Below are 22,449 nucleotides of genomic sequence, written 5' to 3'. Positions count from 1 at the left end.
ACCAGCTGAGTATTAATCCAATTCACTGTAGAGAGGAAACTGATCACACATTTCCTTCACTTCATTTCTGACGATCTCGGTCACTGATTCATCATCAGGAGCCTGAATGACACGGTCAATCAAATCAACAATCTGAACCATTTCATCAGCTCCCAATCCTCGTGTAGTCATAGCAGGCGTTCCGATTCGAATTCCGCTTGTAATCATGGGGCTTCTCTCATCGTAGGGAACCATATTTTTGTTAACTGTTATACCAGCCGCTTCCAGACTGTTCTCGGCTTTTTTCCCTGAAAGTTCCTTGTTTGAGAGATCAATGAGGATAACATGGGTGTCAGTGCCACCGGAAATAAGATAATAATCTTTGCTCATGAAAGCTTTTGCCATAGCCTTTGCGTTGGCGATGATAGCTTTGGAATAGACTTGAAATTCTGGCCGGAGCGCTTCGCCAAAGGCGACTGCTTTTGCAGCGATAATGTGCATGAGTGGGCCGCCCTGAATACCTGGCATGACGTTGGAATCCAAGAGTTCAGAAACATTCTTCGTACGGCCTGATTTCGGTGCAATAATTCCCCACGGATTCTCCCAGTCGCTCCCCATGAGGATGAGACCGCCCCGGGGCCCGCGCAGGGTCTTGTGCGTGGTCGACGTCGCCACATGGCAGTGTGGCCACGGACTTGGGTGAATTCCGGTCGCCACGAGACCGGAAGGGTGAGCAATATCTGCCATGAGAAATGCACCCACTTCATCAGCAACGGTTCTAAAATTTTCAAACTCAATAAACCTTGGATAAGCGCTTCCGCCACAGATGATGAGCTTCGGCTTGGCCTGTCGGGCCTGTTCTGCAAATTTGTCAAAATCCACACGTCCCGTATCCTTTTCCACTTGATAAGAGACTACATTATATAGTTTCCCGGAAAAGTTGACAGGGCTTCCGTGGGTCAGATGTCCACCGTGGGCCAGATCTAGGCCCATGATGGTTTCCCTGGGCTGGAGAAATGTGAAAAAGATAGCCATGTTCGCCTGAGAGCCTGAGTGAGGCTGAACATTGGCATAGTCGGCATTAAAGAGCTTTTTGGCGCGGTCACGAGCAATGTTCTCAGCTTCGTCCACCCACTCGCATCCTCCATAATAACGTTTACCAGGATATCCTTCGGCATATTTGTTGGTCATTACGCCGCCGGCCGCTTCGAGAACCGCCTGGCTGACGAAATTCTCAGAAGCGATTAATTCAAGAGTTTCGTTTTCTCGTGAGATTTCGCTGCGGATGGCGGAAAAGATTTCAGGATCACAATCGCGAAGACCTGCGGATGCAACTGGTTTAATCGTCATTGGTGAACAGTGCGGATAAGCGACTCACAAATTTAAAAGGGAACACACGTCTTCACCAGCACAATGCAAAGACGCCGGAACATGTCCGGCATCAAAAGTTAATAATGATCTGTGGTATTACGGTTAATTCCAGCTTGGGTCTTTCTTTATCGGTTCTGAGACCCACGCATAGCATTCACTTTTCGGGGAAATAGAACCTTGACGCTTTACATCTTCATCAAGCATAAACCAGTCAGTTTGACCGAAAACAAGGTCGTCACGGTTATTTTCGAGATAGATACGATCACGCTTATACCTGTTGTGACCTTTGTCTTCGGCCATTTTAAAGTAGTTGTATGCAAGTGCTGCTACTATTTTGTCATTAGTGGTGGGAAAGTTTTCGCGACAATCTTGAAATGCGGCGTAGTAGACACTTCCCTTCGCACCGAATGATTCACCATTATCAGACGCAGTTTTAATGGATTCCTCGGCCCATTTCATAGCCTTTCCATAATCGCCAATAGCAGTGTTTACCTTCACAATCTCCAAAATTGTTTTGAAATCCCTGGGGTCAAGATCGTAAAGTTTTTCGTAAGCACCTGAAGCTAATTCAAGATTATCAATCTCAGAATATGCTGTAGCCAGTTTCTGCAAAACGAGTTTGTTGGTCACCGATCCACTGTTACCACCATCGCGGCGGAGTTTGTTCAATACCTCCACAGCTTCTTCTTCCTCTCCAGCTAACATAAGCTGATCGGCAAGGTCGATCCCGAAAGAATAGTTGGTCGGATTGTCTTCGAACCTCCGCCGGTGGATATCCAGAGGATCCTTGCCGGTGGCTTCAAAAGCCTGAGCAAGGTCACCTTGAGCATTTTTGTTGTTAGGATCAATCTCCAGTATCCGCTGGAGCACGAAAACCTGGTCGTCGTAGCGGCCAACTTTGGCGTAGAGTTCACTGAGGCTGTTTAACGGATCTAAATCATCAGGCGTTAGGTCGATGAGATTTTCATATTCAAAAATTTCTTTTTCAGCATTTCCTAACCTCTTGTAAGCATAGGCTAGCCTTTTGCGCAAATTGACGTTGTCAGGAAGACGCTTCAAGCCCTGAAGAAGTACATATTCTGAACTGTCGAACCTGCCGAGGAATTCATAAGCAATGGCCCAGTACTGGAAAATTTCCTCCTCACTGCCCTTATCACATCCCAAATCAACAAGCTCACCATAAACTCGCGAAGTTGAGTTCCAGTCTTTGTTCTTGTAGTACTCAGCAGCACTGCTTAAAAGTCGTAAACATTGCTCTTCACTCACTGGTTCGGGTGCTGCCAATTCCTCTTCAACAGGGGAAGGAGGTACACATGCTGAAAAAACGAGTGCCACAAGCATGACAACTTGCGCAGTTTTAAAGGAGAAAATTTCTCTCAAGGAATAAAAAGTCATGTTATCTCCTCTTACCTTTTACCAGCCACAGGTCACCAAGAGTAAGTCCGACTGAAAACTGATTTATTGATTCAGGATCTTCGGTAAGGAACCCGCTTCTCTGCGAAACTCTGAAGCCGAAATCCAGCTGATTTTGAGTCAGCCCGAAAGGAACGCCAATACCGAAAGATAACCCCATCTCAGTCAGATTATTTTTGGGCCCGCGAATATAGTGTGACCTTCGGAAAAATCCAACACGGTAGTGGACCTTGTCCATAATATCCCTTGAACCATAGATCTTTTCGCGTGTTAGTCCAATGCTTATTCTGTTTGCTTTACCAACTTCACCATCGAGCGTATTTAAATTTTTTGTCTCCGGGGAGCCAAAAGATCTGATGAACATTTCAGCGCCGGCATGAGTTGATGACGAAATGTGGTATACCAATCCGCCGCTGAGAGTAGAGGGCAAGACAAAATTCATTCTAGGTTGTGCGTCCGGTTCAACATATGTAAATAAATCAGTTCTTACAATATACTGATTGCCAAAGGGTAATTGAAAACCTGCAAACGCCGACAAACGCCGGTTTTCAATCGTCGGTACAAATCGGTAATACCCCGATAGCATGGTCCCTTTGTAGGCAAATCTCCTGGCATAATCGGATGATCTATAGTCTATGTGGCTGACGGTGTGTTCATCGTAAACACCGAAAAGGAAATCGAATCGAATTCCGATGGTATGTTTTGGTGAGACCTTCCAACCAGCGCCTGCAAACATTGTGCTGATACCACCGGAACCGTCCATTGTTTTTGACAGGGTAAGCGTATCCCCAGAAAAGACCTCTGAAGTGGTATCTGCCATCAAATCAAAAGATTTACGTGTTACTGGGGTCATCCCCAAGCCAAGAGCATATTTACCCTGAATCGGAACAATTAAAGCAGCACTTGACAGGGTACCGAATCCGGAGCGAAAACCCTCGGTGCTCACTTCTTTTGCGTTATAATGACCCATGAGATAAGTAAAAACGAGATCGGTCCAAGTTGTTGGATTTGACGGTGAAAAACGGCTGTTGAAAGAAGGGATTAGCCCTGTACTGGAGAGTCCGAGACTGGCCGCATCTGGACTGTCTAGAATAATACCGTGACCTACAGCATTGTAGGGCGATTGAGCCACCAGACAAGTGGAAAACAGTAGAAAGAAAAGACTACGGAATTTCATAAAAAAGCTCCAGCAACGGCTGCCCCAGGGCTGAACTGTCAGAACGCACAGCCGCATAATCAAAAATCGATCCTGAATTAATCATCTTCAGCTTAAAACCAAGATTCACAATAGTTTTATCATCAACCTCTCTCTCACTGATAAGAGACTGAAGTAAATCGGTCACATCCAGTTTCAATACTGATCCACTTGGTGCCGCTGAAAAGGATCTGGCAAAGGAGGCAGTAAGATGGTTGTAAATGTCTTCAGTCAGCACTTCTCCCCAACCCCAGTTCGTGACAGTGTCTTCCAGCGCGTAAGCCTGGAAAAACAGTGAGTCCAGCGCTCCTGCTGAGCTGTGGGCTTCATCTATGGTGAGTATTAGCTTGGCTCGCCCCACGGATGCATTTTTGGGAATATTCATGGAAGCTAAATCAGCTTTCACAACTGTCACCAAACCAGCTGCAACGCCAATGTAACTGTAGCTTGAATCAAAAAGGCCATTCTCCAAGCTGGGTGGAATGAAAAGTGTCGCATCCGACTGACCGTTGAAAACACGGGTCGAGTCCACAACTGTTTCTGAGGTGTCTGAGTCATCTGTTGGTTGATGCATGAATATTCTCAGAATAGGTCCATAGATAGGACTGTCAGAAGAATAAAATTTCAGCATGAAATCAGAGTCTTCAGGTGACCCCAGCAGATAGAGCCAGCTCCCTTCCGCTGTATCGCCTAGGGTTGTAACAAGTGTGGAGTCCACGGAGAACCGAAGATGTATCAGTCCTGTGGTATCACTGGCAAATCTGGAGGAAAGCTTTGGGAAATCTTCAGTTATCCAGTCAACATTGGTGTAGTTAGATTCCAGTTCAACATAGTTGGAATCCCTCCTGAAATAACCCATAGTAATTGTACTTTCATCAGGGATATCGCCAGAGAAAGTGCTGTCCAGCGTGAACTGAAAATAACCGCTGTCTATCTCAAAGTTTGCCCAGTTTAAAATGGTATGAGATTCAAATTCCACCAGCGTCCGGGAAGCGTCAAATTGTTCGTTGCGTCCCACATAGATGCTGTGTAGTCCTCCAAGAGTTGGCGGCACCTGATAAGTCTTAAACTGGAAAGATGCTGTTGAGGCTACCTGGGACTGAAGCGGAGCATCATCCAAATTTGTGACAAAAGCTTCACTTTCACAGGAAATGAGGAAAAGTGAAACGATGGTGCAGGGAATCCTTAAGCCGAGATGATTCATTCGCCGGTCTTAGAGATGATGAAAACTAAAATGGAAAGGCCTATGTCAAGCTGAAAGTGTGTTGAAGAATTTTATGAATACTGTCAGCGGCTGATTCAACTGAAGTTTCATCTACATTCTTTAGATTTATGACCTTAAGTTTTTTCTTGATGCCAGCAATATGGGGTTTAAAGTCTGCATGGCCTGAAAGTTCCTTTGAAATCTTGGCATTAGGACCATCCACAGCAATGACAAGATCTGCATTTGTGGCAGCTACCGCAAGACAATTGAGTTCATCGCGAGCAAACTCTTTTGGCAATTCCACTCCCAGCTTTTCGAAGGATGAAGCTGAAACTTTGGAATAATCATCAATTGAGTGAATAAGCTGGACTGTCTTGATACCCTTATAGAATTCCAGATCGGAAAAAAGCTGGTTGTAAAGGATAGGGACAAAAGACGATTGCCAATCGTTACAGATTATGATGTCAGGCGCCCAAAAAAGATTAACCAGCATTTCTAGCGCAATCTTACTGTAAAAACCAAACCGGTTATCATTATCAGACAGCGGCCGGCCGTTCTTCGCTTTGTAGAGAAGTGTTGTTAATGGTTGAAACCAGTCAGCATGTTCCATGAAGTAAACCTGAACTCTTGTTTTTGGAATAAAAGCTGATTTCGCTGAAGCGATTTGAATCTCGCCGCCAATCTCTGATTCGATCTTTCTGAGTCGGATCACCTCACGAAGAGTATACTTGCGCTCACTGATATATCCGTACTTAGGGGAGGTAAGCCTGATATCGTGTCCTTGCTGTTGAAGCTTGATTGGGACATTTTTGCAAAAAGTCGCGAGGAAAGATGTCTGAGAAAAGGGAACAATCTCAGATGCAAGAAAATATATTTTCATTTATTGAATCTCCAAAAATATCTAAATAGAATAGCGGGTTACAACTGACGAAGGTACTGTTGCGCTCGCTGGTAATATTCGCTGCCGGGGTAATGGTCTACCAGCTTCTGAAACTCAGCCCTTGCCTTCTCAGTATTGCCAATCTTTTGATAGCAGATTCCAAGCTTTAACTGTGAATCGTCCCACTTGTCCTGTTCTTTGAACTGGAAAACTTTTTCGAATTCAAGTACAGCCCGTTTATAGTTCTTCAAAGCATAATAGGATTCGCCAAGCCAGAATTGACTGTTATCTGCAAGCTTGTGATCAGGATCTCCTGTTACTAGGCGCCCAAATCCCTGAATAGCCAAGTCATAGTTACCATCATTGTAGGAACTCAGAGCACCAATATAGCTTCTCTTATAATCATCACCGCTAATCCTAGATGCTGAGACATCAATGGTGCCTGATTTGAGATCATAAAGTTCATTGAAACTTCGTGTCAGCGTAACAATTTTATTCTCAATCATCATCAGCTGCTGAAGGAGCTGAAAGTTGATGCTGTCCGTGTAAGCTGCTTTGCTCTCTAGAGTTCTTATTTTGTTCTGGATCGTGTTGATCCGGTTAATGATTAAAATGGTGGTACTGTCGGATTGAGCTTTCGCCCGGACCATACTCTCCATTGCATTTTCCACATCAGGGATGACAATACCAAGCAACTGGTTCACTTGCGTCTCCAGTGTGGACACCTTGTCTTTCAAATCTCTATCCTGCAATGACTGGGTCTGAGCCGTGGTAAAAGCAGTAATAAAAACACCACAGAAAAAAAGTGGAAAAAGACGGGAAAATTGGGAGGCAGAGTTGCGATTCATAGTCGCCAGAAGACAAATTGGGCTACTCATCAGGTATTAACGTAGTCAAATTTACCTCTATTTGTCAATTTCACCAATCTGTTTAGTGGTCATACTTCAAGCAGTTTCTGAGAGTAAGGCCGGTTTATTCAATCGTTGGTCTCAACGCTCATGTTCATGGCCAGACCCAGCATGGAATAACAGGAAACAAGGAAAGTCCCGCCATAGCTGATAAACGGTAAAGGCAAACCTTTTACTGGTAGAAGATTCACAGTCATACCAACATTTATGAAGATGTGAGACATAAAAAGTGCAGCAATACCGAACAATACGAGGCTGGGGAAACGCTCCGAAGTTCTGTAGGCACGCTGAACCATGTCAAGCACCAGGACGGCAAAAAGAACCAGAATGAATGCCACAGCAATAAATCCAAATTCCTCTCCTATAACTGAAAATATGAAGTCTGTTTCCTGCTCAGGGAGGAATTTCAGGTGTGTCTGAGTACCCCGCCCGAAGCCTTTACCCCAGAGGCCGCCGGAGCCTATGGCTGTCTGAGACTGTATCACCTGATACGCAGCACCCAGTGGATCTCGGGTCAAATCAAGAAGAACAAGCACGCGTTCCTTCTGATAAATATGCAGACCGTTCCATAGTAAAGGAGTCAGCAGACCGAGGAAAATATTCACAAAGAAGTTAGTCAGCATAACCCGAAGTGTCGTCTGGGAGAGATACAGAACAACAGCTATCAGAATTATCCAGGCTGTGAAAGTGTAATAGTTAAAAGCAGTGATGATGCTCAATATCGGTGCTAACAGCAGAAAAATGTGAAGAGGTTTGACGCCTACCCAATAGAGCAGCGGGATCAGCGGCGCCATAACAATGACAGCCGAACCTAAATCCGGCTGTTTGACAACAACAACGGTCGGTATAAGAACTGCAACAATGGGCACGAACATAGACCGGGCCTTTTTCAGCTTGAACCTGTTATCTGACAAGTATCTTGCAAGGGCAATAATAACAAGCCATTTCATAGTTTCAGCCGGCTGATAACTGACTCCGCTCAGTGATACCCAGCGATATGTTCCTGCAACAGGTCCAGTAAGATAAGGGAGAAAAAGTGAAGCGAAAGCGAGCACAACAGCGATGTAGGAGTATTCGTGAATAAATCGCTTTGGTATGGCAAAAAAGAAGAAAAAAGTTCCAATGGCAGGAAAAAACCAGAAGAGAAATTTCACAAAACGGGATGACATGGAAAGGGTAACACTATCTTGGGAAATGCTGTACAGAGCCATAAGACCAAATACATTCAGAATGAAAACCAGAACGAGCCAGTGAAGAGGGGCATCTTTCAGTTTATTGTAGAAGTTCATGACTGTGCGGCCAGGTTGGCGCTTCCCACTCTGAAATATGATTTGATTAATTTCGCAGCAATGGGTGCAGCAGTAGAGCCTCCTGTCCCGCCATTTTCTATAATAATACTGATGACAAAAGTCTCGCCTTCTCCTTCGGCAAAACCGACAAACCAAGCATGAGGATCTCCGTGGGGATTCTCAGCCGTACCTGTTTTTCCGTACACCCTCACATCGGATGCTGCCAATTCTTTGTCAAAGGCGGTACCACTACTCTTGTTCACAACATCAAATGTCATTCTGTGAATGGCTCTCCAAGTGGCTGATTTTATCGGTATTCTTACCGTCTCGTCTATCGTACTTTTTTCCACAAGCCTTGGCCGATGCTTCTCCCCTTTCATGGCAACAATTCCTATAAACTGGGCCATTTGCAGAGGTGTTACCAAAATGTCGCCTTGGCCAATAGAAAGGTGCAGAAGCGATCCTTTGGCCCACCCCCACCGCCCGTATTTTTTGTTCATGTAGGCCCTGTCCGCTACCAGGCCATTGCTTTCATCTGGCAGATCTACCCCTGTTAGCATTCCAAAACCGAACAGTTTCGCGTAAGCAGCCCATGTATCGATGTTCATTCGCTCAACCAGTTGATAAAAGTAAACATTGCACGACTCTACTATTGCCCTCGAAAGATTTACACGACCATGTCCATTCTGTCGCCAACATCCAAATGTCCGATCGCCAAATTCGTAACTACCCGTACACTGAATGCTCCACTTCTCATCCACCAGACCTCGCTCAAGTGCAGCGATGGCTGTTATAAGTTTCATTGAAGAACCGGGTGGATAGAGCCCAAGGACGGCCCGGTTAAAGAGGGGACGGTCTACGTCAGCGGAATAACTCCGCCACTTGTCCAGATTCATGCCGGCGGAAAAATCACTCAGTGGAAAATCGGGCTTGCTGGCCATGACGAGAATTCCACCTGTTTCTGCATTCATAATCACCACGGCGCCTCGATTACCATCAAGCAATGATTCCGCTTTTGACTGCAGGCCCGCATCCAGTGTAAGGCGCAAGCTTTCCCCCGGCTTGGAGAGAATCGGTTTGCGATCGATCAAAGTGCCCACTTCCCTCCCCAGAGCATCAACCTGCCTGAATTCAACACCTTTAACACCTCTCAGTAAGTACTCATAATACTTTTCCAGCCCTTGAAAGCCAGAATAGTCACCTAACGCATAATCACCCTCCTCCGTGGCATTGAGCTCTTCTGTAGTGATTTCACGAAGATAGCCGAGGACATGGGAAGCTCTTATATCTGTCATACTGGGGTAAAATCTCACCGGAAATTTTGTAGAGAAAACTCCGGGCAGCTCATTCCTGTGTTCTTCAATTAGACTCAGTTTGTCTAAAGTAACGTTCCTTGCTATAAGAGCTGGTAGGAAACGTCCTTGGTGATACTTCTTTAAATTTTGCTGAAGATCCTCTTGATCCCGATCGAGATATCTGGCCATCATACTCATCTGCACATCTTCATCAATGAGTTCATCCTTGATAACTGAAACAGCATAAATGGATTGGTTAGCCGCTAGGATTTTATCGTTCCTGTCGAGGATATGACCTCGTGGCGCCGGGTTGGTAACCATGCGAACCCTGTTCGCGTCGGCCACAAGTTTATATTGGTCATGTCGATAAATCTGAAGGTAGTAAAACCGCCCCAACAGCAAAGCAAACAACAGCAGGATCACCGCAAAAGAAACGTCCCGTCTCCGGACAGGAACATAAATTTCTGTCCTCAGCACAGCTTTCTCAATTAGCAGGTGGTTTGATGGTGCTGAGGGGTTTGATCACCTGAAACATACCTATGAAAATGAATGTGTAGACTGCAGAGAAGATATAGGTTTTCCAAAAGATACTTGAGTTGGTCTCAAAAACAGACTGATAATTGACATAAATGAAAATGAAGAAATGAGCCATCATTATTCCGACCCAAGCAGCATGAAAAGTAACTGGGCTCATACGGATATACCTCCCCTGAAGCCTTCCCACCAGGAATCCTGTGAGTGACTTCGTGAGTGGTGCAAGGCCCATGAGCGAACCGGCGCTTAAAATATCTTCCACCAGCCCAAGGGTAAAACCGGCAACAACTCCTGTGAGACTTCCCCATCTTAGTGAAAGATAAACCACGAATATAAGAATAAAATCAGGCCGGAGACCCCTTATGGTGAGGAAATCGCTTAGGATCATCTGAAGAAACAGCACGGCCAAACCGTTCAAAAAAGGTACAACGCGATTCGCCATTATTCACCGCCTATGACAAACAGATGACCCAAAGTGGTAAAATCGGTGTTGGCTTTCGATACAGCGACCTTGTGCAGCATTTCAGGCTGGTCAATGGTGCCTGTAACATAGCCCACAGCCAGATTGGGTGGAAATATGTCACTGTAGCCCGAAGTGACAATCCTCTCACCTACTTCAATCCCCGTAGCTTTGGGGATCTCCCACACTTCAAAGACATCTCCTTCTCTCCAGCGCATAATGCCGATAGTCCCGCTTTTCTCCATTTTGACGCTCAACCGGAAGCTGTAGTCCGTCATAAGCTGAACCACGGTTGTTGTCGGACCCACTGAGACGGTTTTTCCCACCACACCGTCAACACTTACCACGGCAAGGTTAGGCCTCACATCTTGTTGAGAACCGACATTGATGTTCACCACTTTCATGAGCGGTGAAAGTCCAGTGCTGACCACCCGGGTAGGCAAAAGAAACATGCCCACCGATTCCTTATAATCCAGCATGGCTTTAAGACGCTCGTTCTCGGTCTTGTATTGCAACATTTCAGAATTGAGAAGAGAGAGCTGCACAGCCTTTGCTCTAAGGACGTCATTCTCTTCCCTCAGGGTACCAATCCCCTGTACCCAGTTCCCGGGTGCGTAAATGACGGACAGAACGGAATTGACCTTCCCACGGAGGATCTGAACATCAGGTGACTCGTTATTCGAAAGGAGGAGAAGTGAGAGTGCTACTGAGAAAGTGAGAAAGAACCAGTCACGATTATCAACAATAAAGCCGACGAGCCTTCGCATCAACAGCTACAAAAGCACATCTGTGTACTTCTTAATATCGGATAAAACCATACCGGTGCCTCTCACCACGTCTGTGAGGGGACGTTCAGATAAGTTTGCCGGAAGATTTGTTCTCTCCCTGATATTCTGATCAAGCCCTTTAAGCATTGAACCGCCACCGGTAAGAATAATACCCCTTTCAAGGATATCAACGGCGAGCTCGGGGGGTGTCTTTTCAAGTGCTCTTTTGATTACATCGACGATCTGAGTAACACAATCCTTCAAAGCTTGACGGATCTCGTCGGAGGAGACTTCAACCGTTTTGGGGATACCTGAAACCAAGTCCCGCCCCCTTATCTGGATAGGCGTCTCATCCATTCGCATTGCGCTGCCGACTTTTATCTTGATCTTCTCAGCCGTTGGTTCACCAACGTCAAGTTTGTGCTCATTGCGGAACCACTGAACAATAGCTTCATCCATTTCGTGGCCGGCGATCTTGATCGTCTCTTTGGTTACTACCCCATTGAGAGCGATGACCGCGATCTCGGAGGTGCCACCGCCAATATCTACAATCATATTCCCCACCGGTCGGGAAATGTCTATTCCGATTCCTATCGCAGCAGCCACCGGCTCTTCGATAAGGTAAACTTCTTTTCCGTTTGCGCGCTCAGCAGAATCCCGCACCGCCTTTCGCTCTACCCCCGTTACACCGCTCGGCACGCAGATCACCATCTTGAACCGTGCAATGGGACTGAAATTGATTTTCTTCACAAAACCGAGGAGCATCCCATCTGTCGCTTCAAAGTCTGCAATAACACCATCCTTGAGAGGACAGATGGTTTCAATATCCCGGTGTGTCTTCCCAACCATCAAGCTGGCCTCTTTGCCTACAGCCAGAACGGATCCGTCATTTATGTTTCTTGCAATGATGGAAGGTTCATTAATGATGATACCCTTGGAACGAACCCAAATCAAAGTGTTGGCCGTTCCTAAGTCTATAGCTATGTCGCCGGATACCCAGCCTGCCGAACCTATACCATTCTTGACTATACTCACCTGCTCACTCGAAAGATGAATGTTCTGTAAAGTGGTCTCCTCGGATTAATCGCGGAGATTCAAAATTACCTACAAGTTCTGTCTAAATCAATCATAATAGAGAGATTAGAATCGGTGGGGTCTAGCTTGAGCATTAAATTGGACAAGGAAAAAATGACAAACTTTATAAGGAGTTTCCACTGATGAGTAAGATCACACTTTATCACAATCCCCGTTGACGAAAAAGCCGGGAAGCCGTGCAGCTTCTCAGAGGTAACGGGGTTGAACCGAAGATCATCGAATATTTAAAGAATCCCGCCGATGAATCGACACTACGATCCCTGGCAGGAATGATGGGTCTCAGACCAAATCAGTTCATCCGAAAAGGCGAGGCCGAGTTTAAGACGCTCAACATGAAAAAGTCCCTTGAGGATGATGACATCCTGTTCAGCGCAATGGCGAAGCACCCCAAACTGATGGAGCGCCCCATTGCTGTAACTGGCCGGCGGGCAGTGCTGGGTCGGCCTCCGGAAAAGGTCCTTGAACTGTTAAAATAGCTTTGGACTACTTTCTGGTTGCGCTTGTTGCTTTTGTCGCCTCCGGGCTGACACTTTTTTCAGGTTTTGGCCTAGGTACTCTCCTATTACCAGCTATGATTCTTCTCTTTCCTCCGCAAGCCGCCGTGGCGGCCACTGCTGTTGTCCACTTGGCGAACAACTTGCTAAAACTGACGCTCTTCGGTCGCCATTGCAAAATTGATGTTCTAACAAAGTTTGGGTTTATCGCTATTGTGGCTGCTTACGGCGGAGCGAAACTTTTGGTGAAACTTGCTGAACAGCCCCCTCTTTTGTCCTATTCATTGGCGGGCTACCAAATGGTCATTTTACCCGTAAATTTCACCATGTCCGTTCTGATATTCTTCTTTGCACTTTTTGATCTCTTGCCACAAAATAAGAATCTCCAGTTTGGTCCCAAATTCCTACCTGTGGGCGGACTGGTGAGTGGATTTTTTGGCGGGCTTTCCGGGCATCAGGGCGCCATGCGGAGTGCTTTCCTGGCCAGTTCCGGATTGAGCAAAAAAGCGTTCATTGGGACGGGTGTAACCATCGCTTGCCTTGTTGACATTACACGTATCTCTGTTTACGGTGTAAATCTTTCATCCATCAGCGGGGAGAATATGGCACTCATGGGCGCGGCGTGTGCGGCGGCGTTTCTTGGTGTCTTTATCGGTCAGAGAGTTCTAAAAAAAGTGACCATGGATCAAATCCGAAAGATCGTTGGGATTGGTTTGATTCTGGTCTCCGTGGCGCTGGGTGGCGGGATTATTTAACTATAATGGTAATGTTGGGGACACAATTATGACCAAACGCATTACGCGAAGAGAATTCACAAAACTAACTCTAACCGCTGCTATTCTTCCCGCAACCGGCATATCAATCGGTTCATTCCAAACTGCTCCACCAAGTGGACACTTTCGTTACGACAGATCTGTCATAATTGACAATCTCGCTTCGCCTGGCCCTTTTAACGTTCCAGGAAGAATGGACAGCCCATTAACCGATGAAATGATGAGTAACAGCCGAAAATCAGGAATTACAGCAGTAAATGTTACAGTCAACAGCGGAATAGGTGATAAAGCTTTTGAACAAACTGTGTCAAGCATCGGTTATTGGGAAAGGGAAATTGCAGAACATCCTGAGTTTCTGATGAAAATCAGGAGAGTTGGCGACATTCTTAAAGCTAAAAAAGATAGAAAATTGGGGTTGATTTTCGGGTTTCAAAACACAAATATGCTTGGACAAGATGTGAATTTTCTAGTCACTTTTCACAATCTTGGAATTCGGATAGTTCAGCTCACATATAACCTTAAGAATTCCGTAGGGGACGGATGTCTGCAACCAAATGCTGGCGGACTAACCAGCTTCGGTAAGGAAGTAGTCAATAAGATGAATGAGATGGGTCTTCTCATTGATCTAAGCCACTGTTCAACTAAAACCACTCGCGAGAGTATCCTCGCATCTGATCAGCCTGTATCCATAACACACAGTGGCTGCAAAGCAGTCTATGATCATCCCAGAAGCAAACGCGATGAAGAACTTAAACTGATGGCTAATCGCGGAGGGGTCATCGGCATTTATATGATGCCTTTTTTGAATGCAAATGATCAACCAACCTCTGAACATCTTTTAGCCCACATAGAACATGCCGTTAATGTGTGCGGAGAGGATCATGTAGGAATCGGCAGTGATCTGTCAATCACCCCACATGTCGTCACTGATGAATACATAGCTCAACACATAAAGTTTGCTGAAATCAGGAATTCCGCAGGTATTGCCGCTCCGAGGGAAGATGAATTTTTCTTTGTTAAAGACATGAATTCAGCGCTTAGGATGGAAATGATCGGAAATAAACTCTTGGAAAGAGGTCACAGTGTGGACCGCGTAGAAAAAATTCTAGGAAAAAATTGGGAGAGGCTCTTCAGAGAAGTGTGGTGAGACCTTGCCCTTGCCTACAACTTCCATCTTCCCCTAAATTCGCTCGCTCGTTTCCTAAGAACTCTAAAGCTGAAAGGATTTTGACTCATGAGTGATTTCGTTGTTCCTAAGCCTGAAAATGATCCTATTCGATCCTATGCACCCGGAACGCCCGAACGAGATGAACTGAAAGCCAAAATCGATGAGTTGAAAGGTCAGGAGATTGAGATCCCACTGATAATCGGTGGCCGGGAGGTAAAGACCGGCAATATCGGAAAGTGTATCATCCCTCACAACCATAAGTACGTTCTCGCCCATTTTCATCAGGCTGGTGAATCGGAAGTGAACCAGGCCATTGATGCAGCCACAGAAGCTTGGAAAAGCTGGTCTACTACTCCATTTGAAAAACGGGCAAAAATTTTCCTCAAAATGGGTGAACTGGTTGCCGGTAAATGGCGGCAAACACTGAATGCTGCTACCATGCTTAACATGAGCAAAACTGTTTTTCAAGCAGAAATTGACGCGGCTTGTGAGGTGGCTGACTTTTTCAACTTCAACCCCTATTATGCACAGGAACTCAGCACCCATCAGCCCATGCATTCTCCACCCCCCACTAAAAACACGGTCGAGCATCGTCCTCTGGAGGGTTTTGTTTTCGCGGTGAGTCCCTTCAATTTCACCAGCATCGGGGCTAACCTCCCCACAGCACCTTCTCTTATGGGAAATGTGGTGCTCTGGAAACCGGCATCAAGCGCTGTCTATCCTGCCTGGTTTTTTATGGAACTGTTCAAGGAAGCCGGACTCCCAGACGGTGTCATCAATTTTATACCGGGAGCGGGCTCAAAGGTGGGCCCCACGGTCATGCGTCATCCGGACCTGGCCGGGGTACACTTCACTGGATCAACAGCTGTTTTTCAAGGTATGTGGAAAACAGTGGGCGAGAACATCGCCAATTACAAAAGCTATCCCCGAATCGTCGGTGAAACAGGCGGTAAGAATTTTTGCATAGCTCATGAATCAGCCGATGCCGACGCACTTGTGACCGCCATGGTCCGGGGTGCATTTGAATATCAGGGTCAGAAATGCTCCGCCCTCTCGCGGGCGTACATTCCGTCAACCATCTGGCCAGAGGTCAAGGAGCGATATGTGGCAGAGGTGAAATCCATCAGAATGGGCGATGTAGAGGATTTCACCAACTTTATGAATGCAATCATCGATAAGGCCGCTTTCGACTCCATTATCGAATACATCGACTACACAAGAGAATCGTCCGACGCCGAGTTTCTCACTGGGGGAGGATATGACGATTCGGTTGGTTACTTTATTGAACCGGCCACTATCATTACTACCGATCCTCACTTCAAAACGATGGAAGAAGAGATATTTGGCCCTGTCTTGACTATTTTTGTTTACGATTCAAATAAATGGCAGGAGACACTGCAACTGATTGATCAGACATCCATCTACGCCCTGACAGGATGTGTTATTGCTCAGGATAGAAAAGCCATTGATGATGCCTCTCAAGCACTTACTCATGCCGCAGGAAATTTTTATATCAATGATAAACCTACAGGAGCGGTGGTAGGCCAGCAGCCGTTCGGCGGCAGCAGAGCATCAGGGACAAACGACAAGGCGGGTTCTATCTGGAACCTTGCACGCTGGGTCTCCCAGAGAACCGTAAAAGAGAACTTCGATCCCCCCAAGGATTACCGCTACCCGTTCATGGCTGACGAATGATTAAGTTTATCCAAAGAATTCTCGGGTTCAGAAACTTTTTCGGATTTAGTTAGCGCTTCCCCCTTTTCTAGCAACTCCTGCACAACTGTTTCGGCATGGAGTTTTTTTAGAATAAATCAGAAGCTACGAAAGGCCTGAATAGATATGAACAGAACACGAGTCCTCATCATGGGGGCCGCCGGGCGTGATTTTCATAATTTCAACGTAATCTACCGTAACGATCCTCACAGTGAGGTAGTAGCCTTCACTGCGACGCAAATCCCCAACATCGAAGGCAGACGATATCCACCTGAGCTCAGTGGTGAGCTTTATCCCAATGGAATTCCCATCCTGGACGAGGCAGATTTGTCTCGATTGATACTGGGGATGAAGGTTGATGATGTTGTCTTTTCCTACAGTGACGTTTCCCATGAATACGTTATGCACAAGGCGTCAGAAGTCCTCAAGTGTGGGGCAAATTTCAAGCTCTTGGGCGGCAAAAAGACAATGATCAGATCTAATAAGCCGGTAATAGCAATCGGCGCCGTTAGAACAGGATCCGGGAAAAGTCAGACGAGTCGACGGGTGGCAGAAGTGCTGACCGATGTAGGAAGAAGAGTGGCCATCATTCGTCATCCCATGCCTTACGGCAACCTAGCAAAACAGAAAGTCCAGCGATTTTCCACCATAGAGGACCTGAAAAAGCACGACTGTACTATCGAAGAGATGGAGGAATATGAACCTCACATTGTCCGCGGATCGGTAGTGTTCGCTGGCATCGATTACGGGGCCATTCTTGACAAAGCTGAAAAGGAAGCAGACATTATCCTTTGGGATGGCGGTAACAACGATATGCCGTTCTACAAGCCCGATCTCTTTCTTGTGGTCGTAGATCCCCATCGACCCGGACATGAACTGTTATTCTATCCCGGCGAATCAAACCTCCTGATGGCAGACGTGTTAGTGATCAACAAGGTGGACACAGCCGATCCTGAGAACGTAGCAACAGTAAAAATTAACATAGCCTCGGTTAATCCCAGCGCCACCGTCATTGAAGCTGCTTCACCTGTGAAAGTTGAGGAACCTGATGCTATCAAAGGAAAACGGTGCCTAGTGGTGGAAGATGGTCCCACCCTGACACACGGTGGAATGAAATTCGGCGCCGGCGTAGTAGCTGCGGAGAAGTTCGGTGCCAGTGAGATCGTCGATCCGAGGCCTTGGATCACCGGAACAATTGCGGAGACGTTTGAGACGTATCCCGACATTGGAAAACTGTTACCGGCCATGGGCTACGGCGAACAGCAAATAAAAGATCTGGAAAGTACCATCAATGCCGCCGATTGTGATGCGGTGTTAATTGGAACGCCTATAGATCTGCGTAAAGTACTCCATATTGAAAAGCCATCGGTACGTGTAACTTACGACTTGAAAGAGATCGGAAAACCGACAGTAGCTGAGGTATTGACTCCTTTCATGAAATGACACAGGACGGAAACAGGACCGCCGTTCTGGCACTGGGAGGAAACGCCATCTCTCCCCAAAAAGAAGTGGATACCATCACCAACCAATTCCGCCACACGCGGGAGAGCATGAGCGCCATCATGCACCTTATTTCGGAAGGGTACGACCTTGTCATCACCCACGGCAACGGACCTCAAGTGGGAAACGCCCTGCTAAGAACGGAACTCACCGCTGACACGGCACCTATCCTACCTTTGGGAATCTGCGTGGCGGATGTTGCAGGCGGCATGGGATACATGATCCAGCAGTCTCTTCAAAACCTTCTGAAAAGTGAAAATATTCATAGAGATGTGGTCACCATAATCACGCAGGTATTAGTGGATAAGAATGATCCTGAAATAGAAAATCCATCCAAAGAGATCGGCCAACATTATGATGAAAAAACAGCTGCTTCTTTGGCTGACCGTTACGGTTGGACTGTAAGAGAGACATCATCGGGAGACTGGCGGCGGGTGGTCCCTTCGCCGAAACCAATCTCAATTGTGGAGGCGAATGTCATCCGAGAACTGGTGAATGCTGGAATAATTGTGATCGCCGGCGGTGGTGGAGGTATACCCGTGTACTCCATTGACAATGGCGACATGGAAGGTTTTGATGCAGTGGTGGACAAAGACTTTGCATCGGCCATTATAGCAAACGAAATTGGATCTCGCGATTTTTTCATTCTGACGGACGTCAGAACTGTATTTCTTAACTTTGGACAGAAAAACGAGGCGCCTATTCACCGCATGACAATGAGAGATGCGAAAAAACACTTAAAAGACGGACAGTTCGCACCCGGCACCATGGAACCGAAAATCTCTGCTGCCGTGAATTTCATCAAAAGAGGTGGTGAGCGGGTGCTCATCTCTGCCATCGATTCCGTAGCTGAAGCACTTTCAGGACAAACAGGCACAGTCATAACTAATCAGTCATGAAGATTCACGAGTATCAGGCGAAAGAGATTCTCAGACAGAACAGCGTCCCGGTACCGGCGGGCATCCCTGCTTTTTCTGTTGATGAGGCCGTGATAGCGGCGGAAGCAATAGGCGGCGATCTGTGGATGGTGAAAGCACAGATTCATGCTGGTGGCCGCGGCAAGGGCGGTGGTGTCAAGATTGCCAAGACTATGGAGGAGGTACGAAAACTGGCTGATCAAATCCTTGGGATGAAGCTTGTAACCCATCAGACGGGACCGGAAGGAAAAGAGGTGAACCGGCTGCTTATTGAGGAAGGAGTAGACATTGCAAAGGAGTTCTACGCTGGAATTGTTCTCGATCGTTCCAAAGAAAATTTTGTTTTCATGGTATCAACAGAAGGTGGTGTTGAGATTGAAAAAGTGGCAGCGGAGACGCCGGAAAAGATCATAAAAGTTTGGATTTATCCTGAATTTGGCCTCACAACTTTCCAGGCGCGACAGCTCGCCTTTGCTCTTGGGCTGGATGACGATCAGTTGAAGAATGGCGTTAAAACATTTATGGCCCTCTGGAAAGCGTTTGATAACTATGATTGTTCACTGGCGGAGATCAATCCCCTGGTGGTTACAGGCGACGGCCAGGTGATGGCGCTGGATGCCAAAATGAACTTTGACGACAACGGTCTTTACCGTCACAATGATTTGGCTGAGATGCGAGATACCTCAGAAGAGTTGCCCAGCGAAACCGATGCCGCCAGTTACCAGCTTAATTACATAAAGTTGGACGGTAATGTAGGATGTATGGTTAACGGCGCGGGCCTCGCCATGGCCACTATGGATATTATTAAACTATCCGGGGGAGAACCTGCCAACTTTCTAGATGTGGGCGGTGTTGCTAATTCTGAAACCGTTTCACGGGGGTTTAAGCTTATCCTTACTGATCCTAACGTAAAATCTATTCTCATCAATATTTTCGGCGGCATTGTCCGGTGTGATCGCGTGGCCCAAGGTGTTGTAGACGCCCTTTCCACCATGGATGTAAAAGTTTCCGTGGTTGTCAGACTTGAGGGAACAAACGCTAAAGAAGCCGTCACATTACTGGAAGAATCCCCTCTTGAATTCATTATTGCTACCAGCTTGAAAGATGGTGCTGAAAAAGCGGTGGAGGCGGCTACACAGGGATGAGCATCCTCCTTAATAGAGATACTCGGGTCATTGTCCAGGGCTTTACTGGAAAGGAAGGGTCTTTCCACGGTGGACAGATGATTGCTTACGGGACAAACGTGGTGGGCGGTGTCACTCCCGGAAAGGGCAGACAAACACATCTTGACTTGCCCGTCTTTAACACCGTTGCGGAAGCTGTCAATGAAACAGATGCCAACGCTTCCGTCATTTTCGTTCCCCCTCCCTTCGGTCCCGATGCCATCATGGAAGCTGCATATGCAGGTGTTGAACTTGTTGTCTGTATCACCGAAGGTATTCCGGCTGCGGATATGGTAAAGGTGAAAAACTTCGTTCGTAAAACAGATACCAGAATGATTGGGCCAAACTGCCCCGGCATTATCTCTCCTGGAAAAGCAAAGATTGGCATCATGCCCGGTTTTATTCACCAAGAGGGCCCAATCGGCGTCATCTCAAGAAGCGGAACGCTCACCTACGAAGCAGTGTACCAGCTGACGGAGCTGAACATCGGTCAGTCCACATGTGTCGGCATCGGTGGTGATCCTATTATCGGTTGCACCTTTATCGATCTGCTCTCGCTCTTCGCTGAGGATGACGGTACCGATGGTGTCGTTCTGATCGGCGAAATCGGCGGCTCAGCTGAAGAAGAAGCTGCAGCATGGATGCAAGAGTCCGGATTTAATAAACCGGTGGTGGCATTTATCGCGGGCCAAACAGCCCCTCCTGGAAGAAGAATGGGGCACGCAGGAGCCATCATCGATGGGGGAAAAGGGACGGCGGAAGATAAAATGACAGCCCTCAGAAATGCTGGGATTTCGGTGGTGGCAAGTCCGGCCGATATTGGAATTGCAATGCAGCAACAATTGGAGAACTAAACTTGAGCAATCACACTTTAGCAATTATAAAACCAGACTCAGTCAGTAAAAGCAATACAGGGAAAATCATTGACCGAATTCTTAACGGCGGTTTTCAGATCCTCGCCATGCAACAAGTAATGCTTACCAGGGAAAGAGCTGAAGCTTTCTATGCTGTTCACAGGGAGCGGCCTTTCTTCAACAACCTTGTTGAATTCATGACTTCAGGATCGTGCGTACCCATGGCACTTAAAAAAGAGGGTGCCGTGACATCTTTTCGAAAATTGATCGGTGCCACCAATCCTGAAGAGGCAGATGAAGGGACAATTCGAAGAGATTTCGCCGAGAACATTCAGAACAACGCCGTTCACGGATCTGACTCTAATGAGAATGCAGTAAAAGAAATTGCATTTTTCTTTTCTTCCCTCGAAATTTCTACCGACTAAACGCCCATTCAGTACGTATGCCATTCTCGAAACTATACATTCCTCTTCTATCTGTTCTTTCATTAACATTAACAACATGTGAGAGTTATAGTTCACACCAGGGAACGGTTGGCAACTATTACAGCATTCAGATTGAAAAGCCTGTGGGTGTGGAAAATCCGTCTTACGGTTGGGATATTCTCTCTTTTCCGAATGAAAGCTTGCTCACTTACAGTAACCTCTATATTCGCCAGGGCGGCCGCGAAATGGCATTCCAGCCCGATGCCCCGGGTGACTACAAATTTGAATTGATCATCTTCAATAGCACTGGTGAGGCCATCGTTAGCAATGAATATCTTTTCAAGATTTCGTCTTCCACTACGACGGAAATTTTGGTTGACACCCAACTTGCTGAAACAGAAGAAGTTGTTGAAAAAACGGTAACTTTTGAAGAGCCTCTAGCTCCTAAGGTACCATCGCCGGAGCCTCCCTCACCAGCCCCGGCTCCCCCTGTGAAAGAAAAACCTAAACCGGTAAAGAAAAAGTCACCAAAACCACCACCAGCGCCAAAAGCAGATCAATTAGCTTCAGTTGAAGGGAGATTTACCATACAGATCTATTCTGAATCGACCTTAAAAGAAGCTGAAGGGAAAATGGGTGAACTTAGAAAAATGGGCTTTGATGCCTATATTCAGAAAGCACGTCCGGGTACCAAATTCTGGTACAGGGTACGGATTGGTGCCTTTAACTCGCGGGATGAGGCAAAGAAAGCAGCTGATGAAATCAACTCAAGGACCGGTATCGTTGCTTGGATAGACAAAGTCCGCGTGGATCAGTAGTTTAATCAAATCAATAAAGGGTTAAAAGATGCAACCTATGAAACTTCACTTTGACGTTAGGGACATTTTCAGGGCGCCGCGACTTGCACTGGGAGGGAAAAAAATCTGGATTCTTCTTCAAGCAAACCTCGTGGGATATGTTGCCTACTTTGTTATCACTCATCTCTCCTTCCTCCTAAACGGCTGGTCTATGGGAGAAGTGTGGTCGCAATACGGACTCTACCCATGCCTCAT

Annotated in this window: 21 protein-coding genes; 10 read left to right on the top strand and 11 right to left on the bottom strand. The window is 46.6% G+C overall.

Translation table 11 applies throughout. The annotated features are described in order from the left end of the window. Window positions 1-12: 12 nt before the first annotated feature. From EYO21_07160 to EYO21_07110, 11 genes are all read right to left on the bottom strand, one after another. Entirely contained in the window at window positions 13-1,329 is a 1,317-nt protein-coding gene (locus EYO21_07160) for a serine hydroxymethyltransferase (GenBank protein ID HIB03581.1), read from the bottom strand. 123 nt (window positions 1,330-1,452) lie between these two features. Beyond that, a complete protein-coding gene (locus EYO21_07155; GenBank protein HIB03580.1) occupies window positions 1,453-2,745 on the bottom strand; it encodes a hypothetical protein in 1,293 nt (430 codons plus the stop codon). 1 nt (window position 2,746) lies between these two features. Beyond that, window positions 2,747-3,940: a hypothetical protein gene (locus EYO21_07150; GenBank protein HIB03579.1), complete on the bottom strand. Its 1,194-nt coding sequence runs from the start codon at window positions 3,938-3,940 to the stop codon at window positions 2,747-2,749. Then, window positions 3,927-5,162 (bottom strand): hypothetical protein, encoded by a 1,236-nt coding sequence (locus EYO21_07145; protein HIB03578.1) that lies wholly within the window; start codon window positions 5,160-5,162, stop codon window positions 3,927-3,929. The genes EYO21_07150 and EYO21_07145 overlap by 14 nt, the downstream gene beginning before the upstream one ends. A gap of 40 nt (window positions 5,163-5,202) precedes the next feature. After that, the gene (locus EYO21_07140) at window positions 5,203-6,042 is read right to left on the bottom strand and encodes a hypothetical protein (protein ID HIB03577.1); all 840 of its coding nucleotides are present in this window, start codon (window positions 6,040-6,042) and stop codon (window positions 5,203-5,205) included. A gap of 38 nt (window positions 6,043-6,080) precedes the next feature. Beyond that, window positions 6,081-6,920 carry a tetratricopeptide repeat protein gene (locus EYO21_07135; protein HIB03576.1) on the bottom strand — a complete coding sequence of 280 codons (840 nt, stop codon included), beginning with the start codon at window positions 6,918-6,920 and terminating at the stop codon, window positions 6,081-6,083. A gap of 98 nt (window positions 6,921-7,018) precedes the next feature. Beyond that, window positions 7,019-8,239: a rod shape-determining protein RodA gene (locus EYO21_07130; GenBank protein ID HIB03575.1), complete on the bottom strand. Its 1,221-nt coding sequence runs from the start codon at window positions 8,237-8,239 to the stop codon at window positions 7,019-7,021. Then, complete coding sequence (gene mrdA, locus EYO21_07125) at window positions 8,236-10,029, bottom strand: penicillin-binding protein 2 (GenBank protein HIB03574.1); 1,794 nt, start codon at window positions 10,027-10,029, stop codon at window positions 8,236-8,238. Before mrdA ends, EYO21_07130 begins: the two co-directional genes overlap by 4 nt. Then, window positions 10,019-10,510, bottom strand: coding sequence for a rod shape-determining protein MreD (mreD, locus tag EYO21_07120; protein HIB03573.1), 492 nt, complete (start codon window positions 10,508-10,510; stop codon window positions 10,019-10,021). Before mreD ends, mrdA begins: the two co-directional genes overlap by 11 nt. Further along, entirely contained in the window at window positions 10,510-11,295 is a 786-nt protein-coding gene (mreC, locus tag EYO21_07115) for a rod shape-determining protein MreC (protein HIB03572.1), read from the bottom strand. Before mreC ends, mreD begins: the two co-directional genes overlap by 1 nt. Before the next feature lie 6 nt (window positions 11,296-11,301). Beyond that, window positions 11,302-12,309, bottom strand: coding sequence for a rod shape-determining protein (locus tag EYO21_07110; GenBank protein HIB03571.1), 1,008 nt, complete (start codon window positions 12,307-12,309; stop codon window positions 11,302-11,304). Window positions 12,310-12,512: 203 nt separating this feature from the next. Here EYO21_07110 and arsC point away from each other — a divergent pair, with 203 nt between their 5' ends. The 10 genes from arsC to EYO21_07060 all read left to right on the top strand — a co-directional run bounded on the left by arsC (window position 12,513) and on the right by EYO21_07060 (window position 22,215). Next, the gene (arsC, locus tag EYO21_07105) at window positions 12,513-12,866 is read left to right on the top strand and encodes an arsenate reductase (glutaredoxin) (protein HIB03570.1); all 354 of its coding nucleotides are present in this window, start codon (window positions 12,513-12,515) and stop codon (window positions 12,864-12,866) included. Window positions 12,867-12,868: 2 nt separating this feature from the next. Then, complete coding sequence (locus EYO21_07100; GenBank protein HIB03569.1) at window positions 12,869-13,639, top strand: sulfite exporter TauE/SafE family protein; 771 nt, start codon at window positions 12,869-12,871, stop codon at window positions 13,637-13,639. Window positions 13,640-13,667: 28 nt separating this feature from the next. After that, window positions 13,668-14,804: a peptidase M19, renal dipeptidase gene (locus tag EYO21_07095; GenBank protein ID HIB03568.1), complete on the top strand. Its 1,137-nt coding sequence runs from the start codon at window positions 13,668-13,670 to the stop codon at window positions 14,802-14,804. Window positions 14,805-14,891: 87 nt separating this feature from the next. Further along, on the top strand, window positions 14,892-16,520 hold the full coding sequence (gene pruA / locus EYO21_07090; GenBank protein ID HIB03567.1) for an L-glutamate gamma-semialdehyde dehydrogenase: 1,629 nt from the start codon (window positions 14,892-14,894) through the stop codon (window positions 16,518-16,520). Between the two features lie 144 nt (window positions 16,521-16,664). Beyond that, a complete protein-coding gene (locus EYO21_07085; GenBank protein ID HIB03566.1) occupies window positions 16,665-17,981 on the top strand; it encodes a GTPase in 1,317 nt (438 codons plus the stop codon). Continuing rightward, complete coding sequence (locus tag EYO21_07080) at window positions 17,978-18,937, top strand: carbamate kinase (GenBank protein HIB03565.1); 960 nt, start codon at window positions 17,978-17,980, stop codon at window positions 18,935-18,937. The genes EYO21_07085 and EYO21_07080 overlap by 4 nt, the downstream gene beginning before the upstream one ends. After that, entirely contained in the window at window positions 18,934-20,100 is a 1,167-nt protein-coding gene (sucC, locus tag EYO21_07075; GenBank protein HIB03564.1) for an ADP-forming succinate--CoA ligase subunit beta, read from the top strand. Before EYO21_07080 ends, sucC begins: the two co-directional genes overlap by 4 nt. Then, window positions 20,097-20,972, top strand: coding sequence for a succinate--CoA ligase subunit alpha (gene sucD, locus EYO21_07070; protein HIB03563.1), 876 nt, complete (start codon window positions 20,097-20,099; stop codon window positions 20,970-20,972). Before sucC ends, sucD begins: the two co-directional genes overlap by 4 nt. Window positions 20,973-20,974: 2 nt before the next feature. Then, window positions 20,975-21,397: a nucleoside-diphosphate kinase gene (locus tag EYO21_07065; GenBank protein HIB03562.1), complete on the top strand. Its 423-nt coding sequence runs from the start codon at window positions 20,975-20,977 to the stop codon at window positions 21,395-21,397. A gap of 17 nt (window positions 21,398-21,414) precedes the next feature. After that, window positions 21,415-22,215, top strand: a complete 801-nt coding sequence (locus tag EYO21_07060) for an SPOR domain-containing protein (GenBank protein ID HIB03561.1) — start codon at window positions 21,415-21,417, stop codon at window positions 22,213-22,215. The last annotated feature ends 234 nt before the right edge of the window (window positions 22,216-22,449 follow it).

The sequence above is a fragment of the Candidatus Neomarinimicrobiota bacterium genome (assembly GCA_012964825.1).
Taxonomy (GTDB): Bacteria; Fidelibacterota; Marinisomatia; order Marinisomatales; family S15-B10; genus UBA2125.
This window is presented reverse-complemented; position numbering and strand designations above follow the sequence as displayed.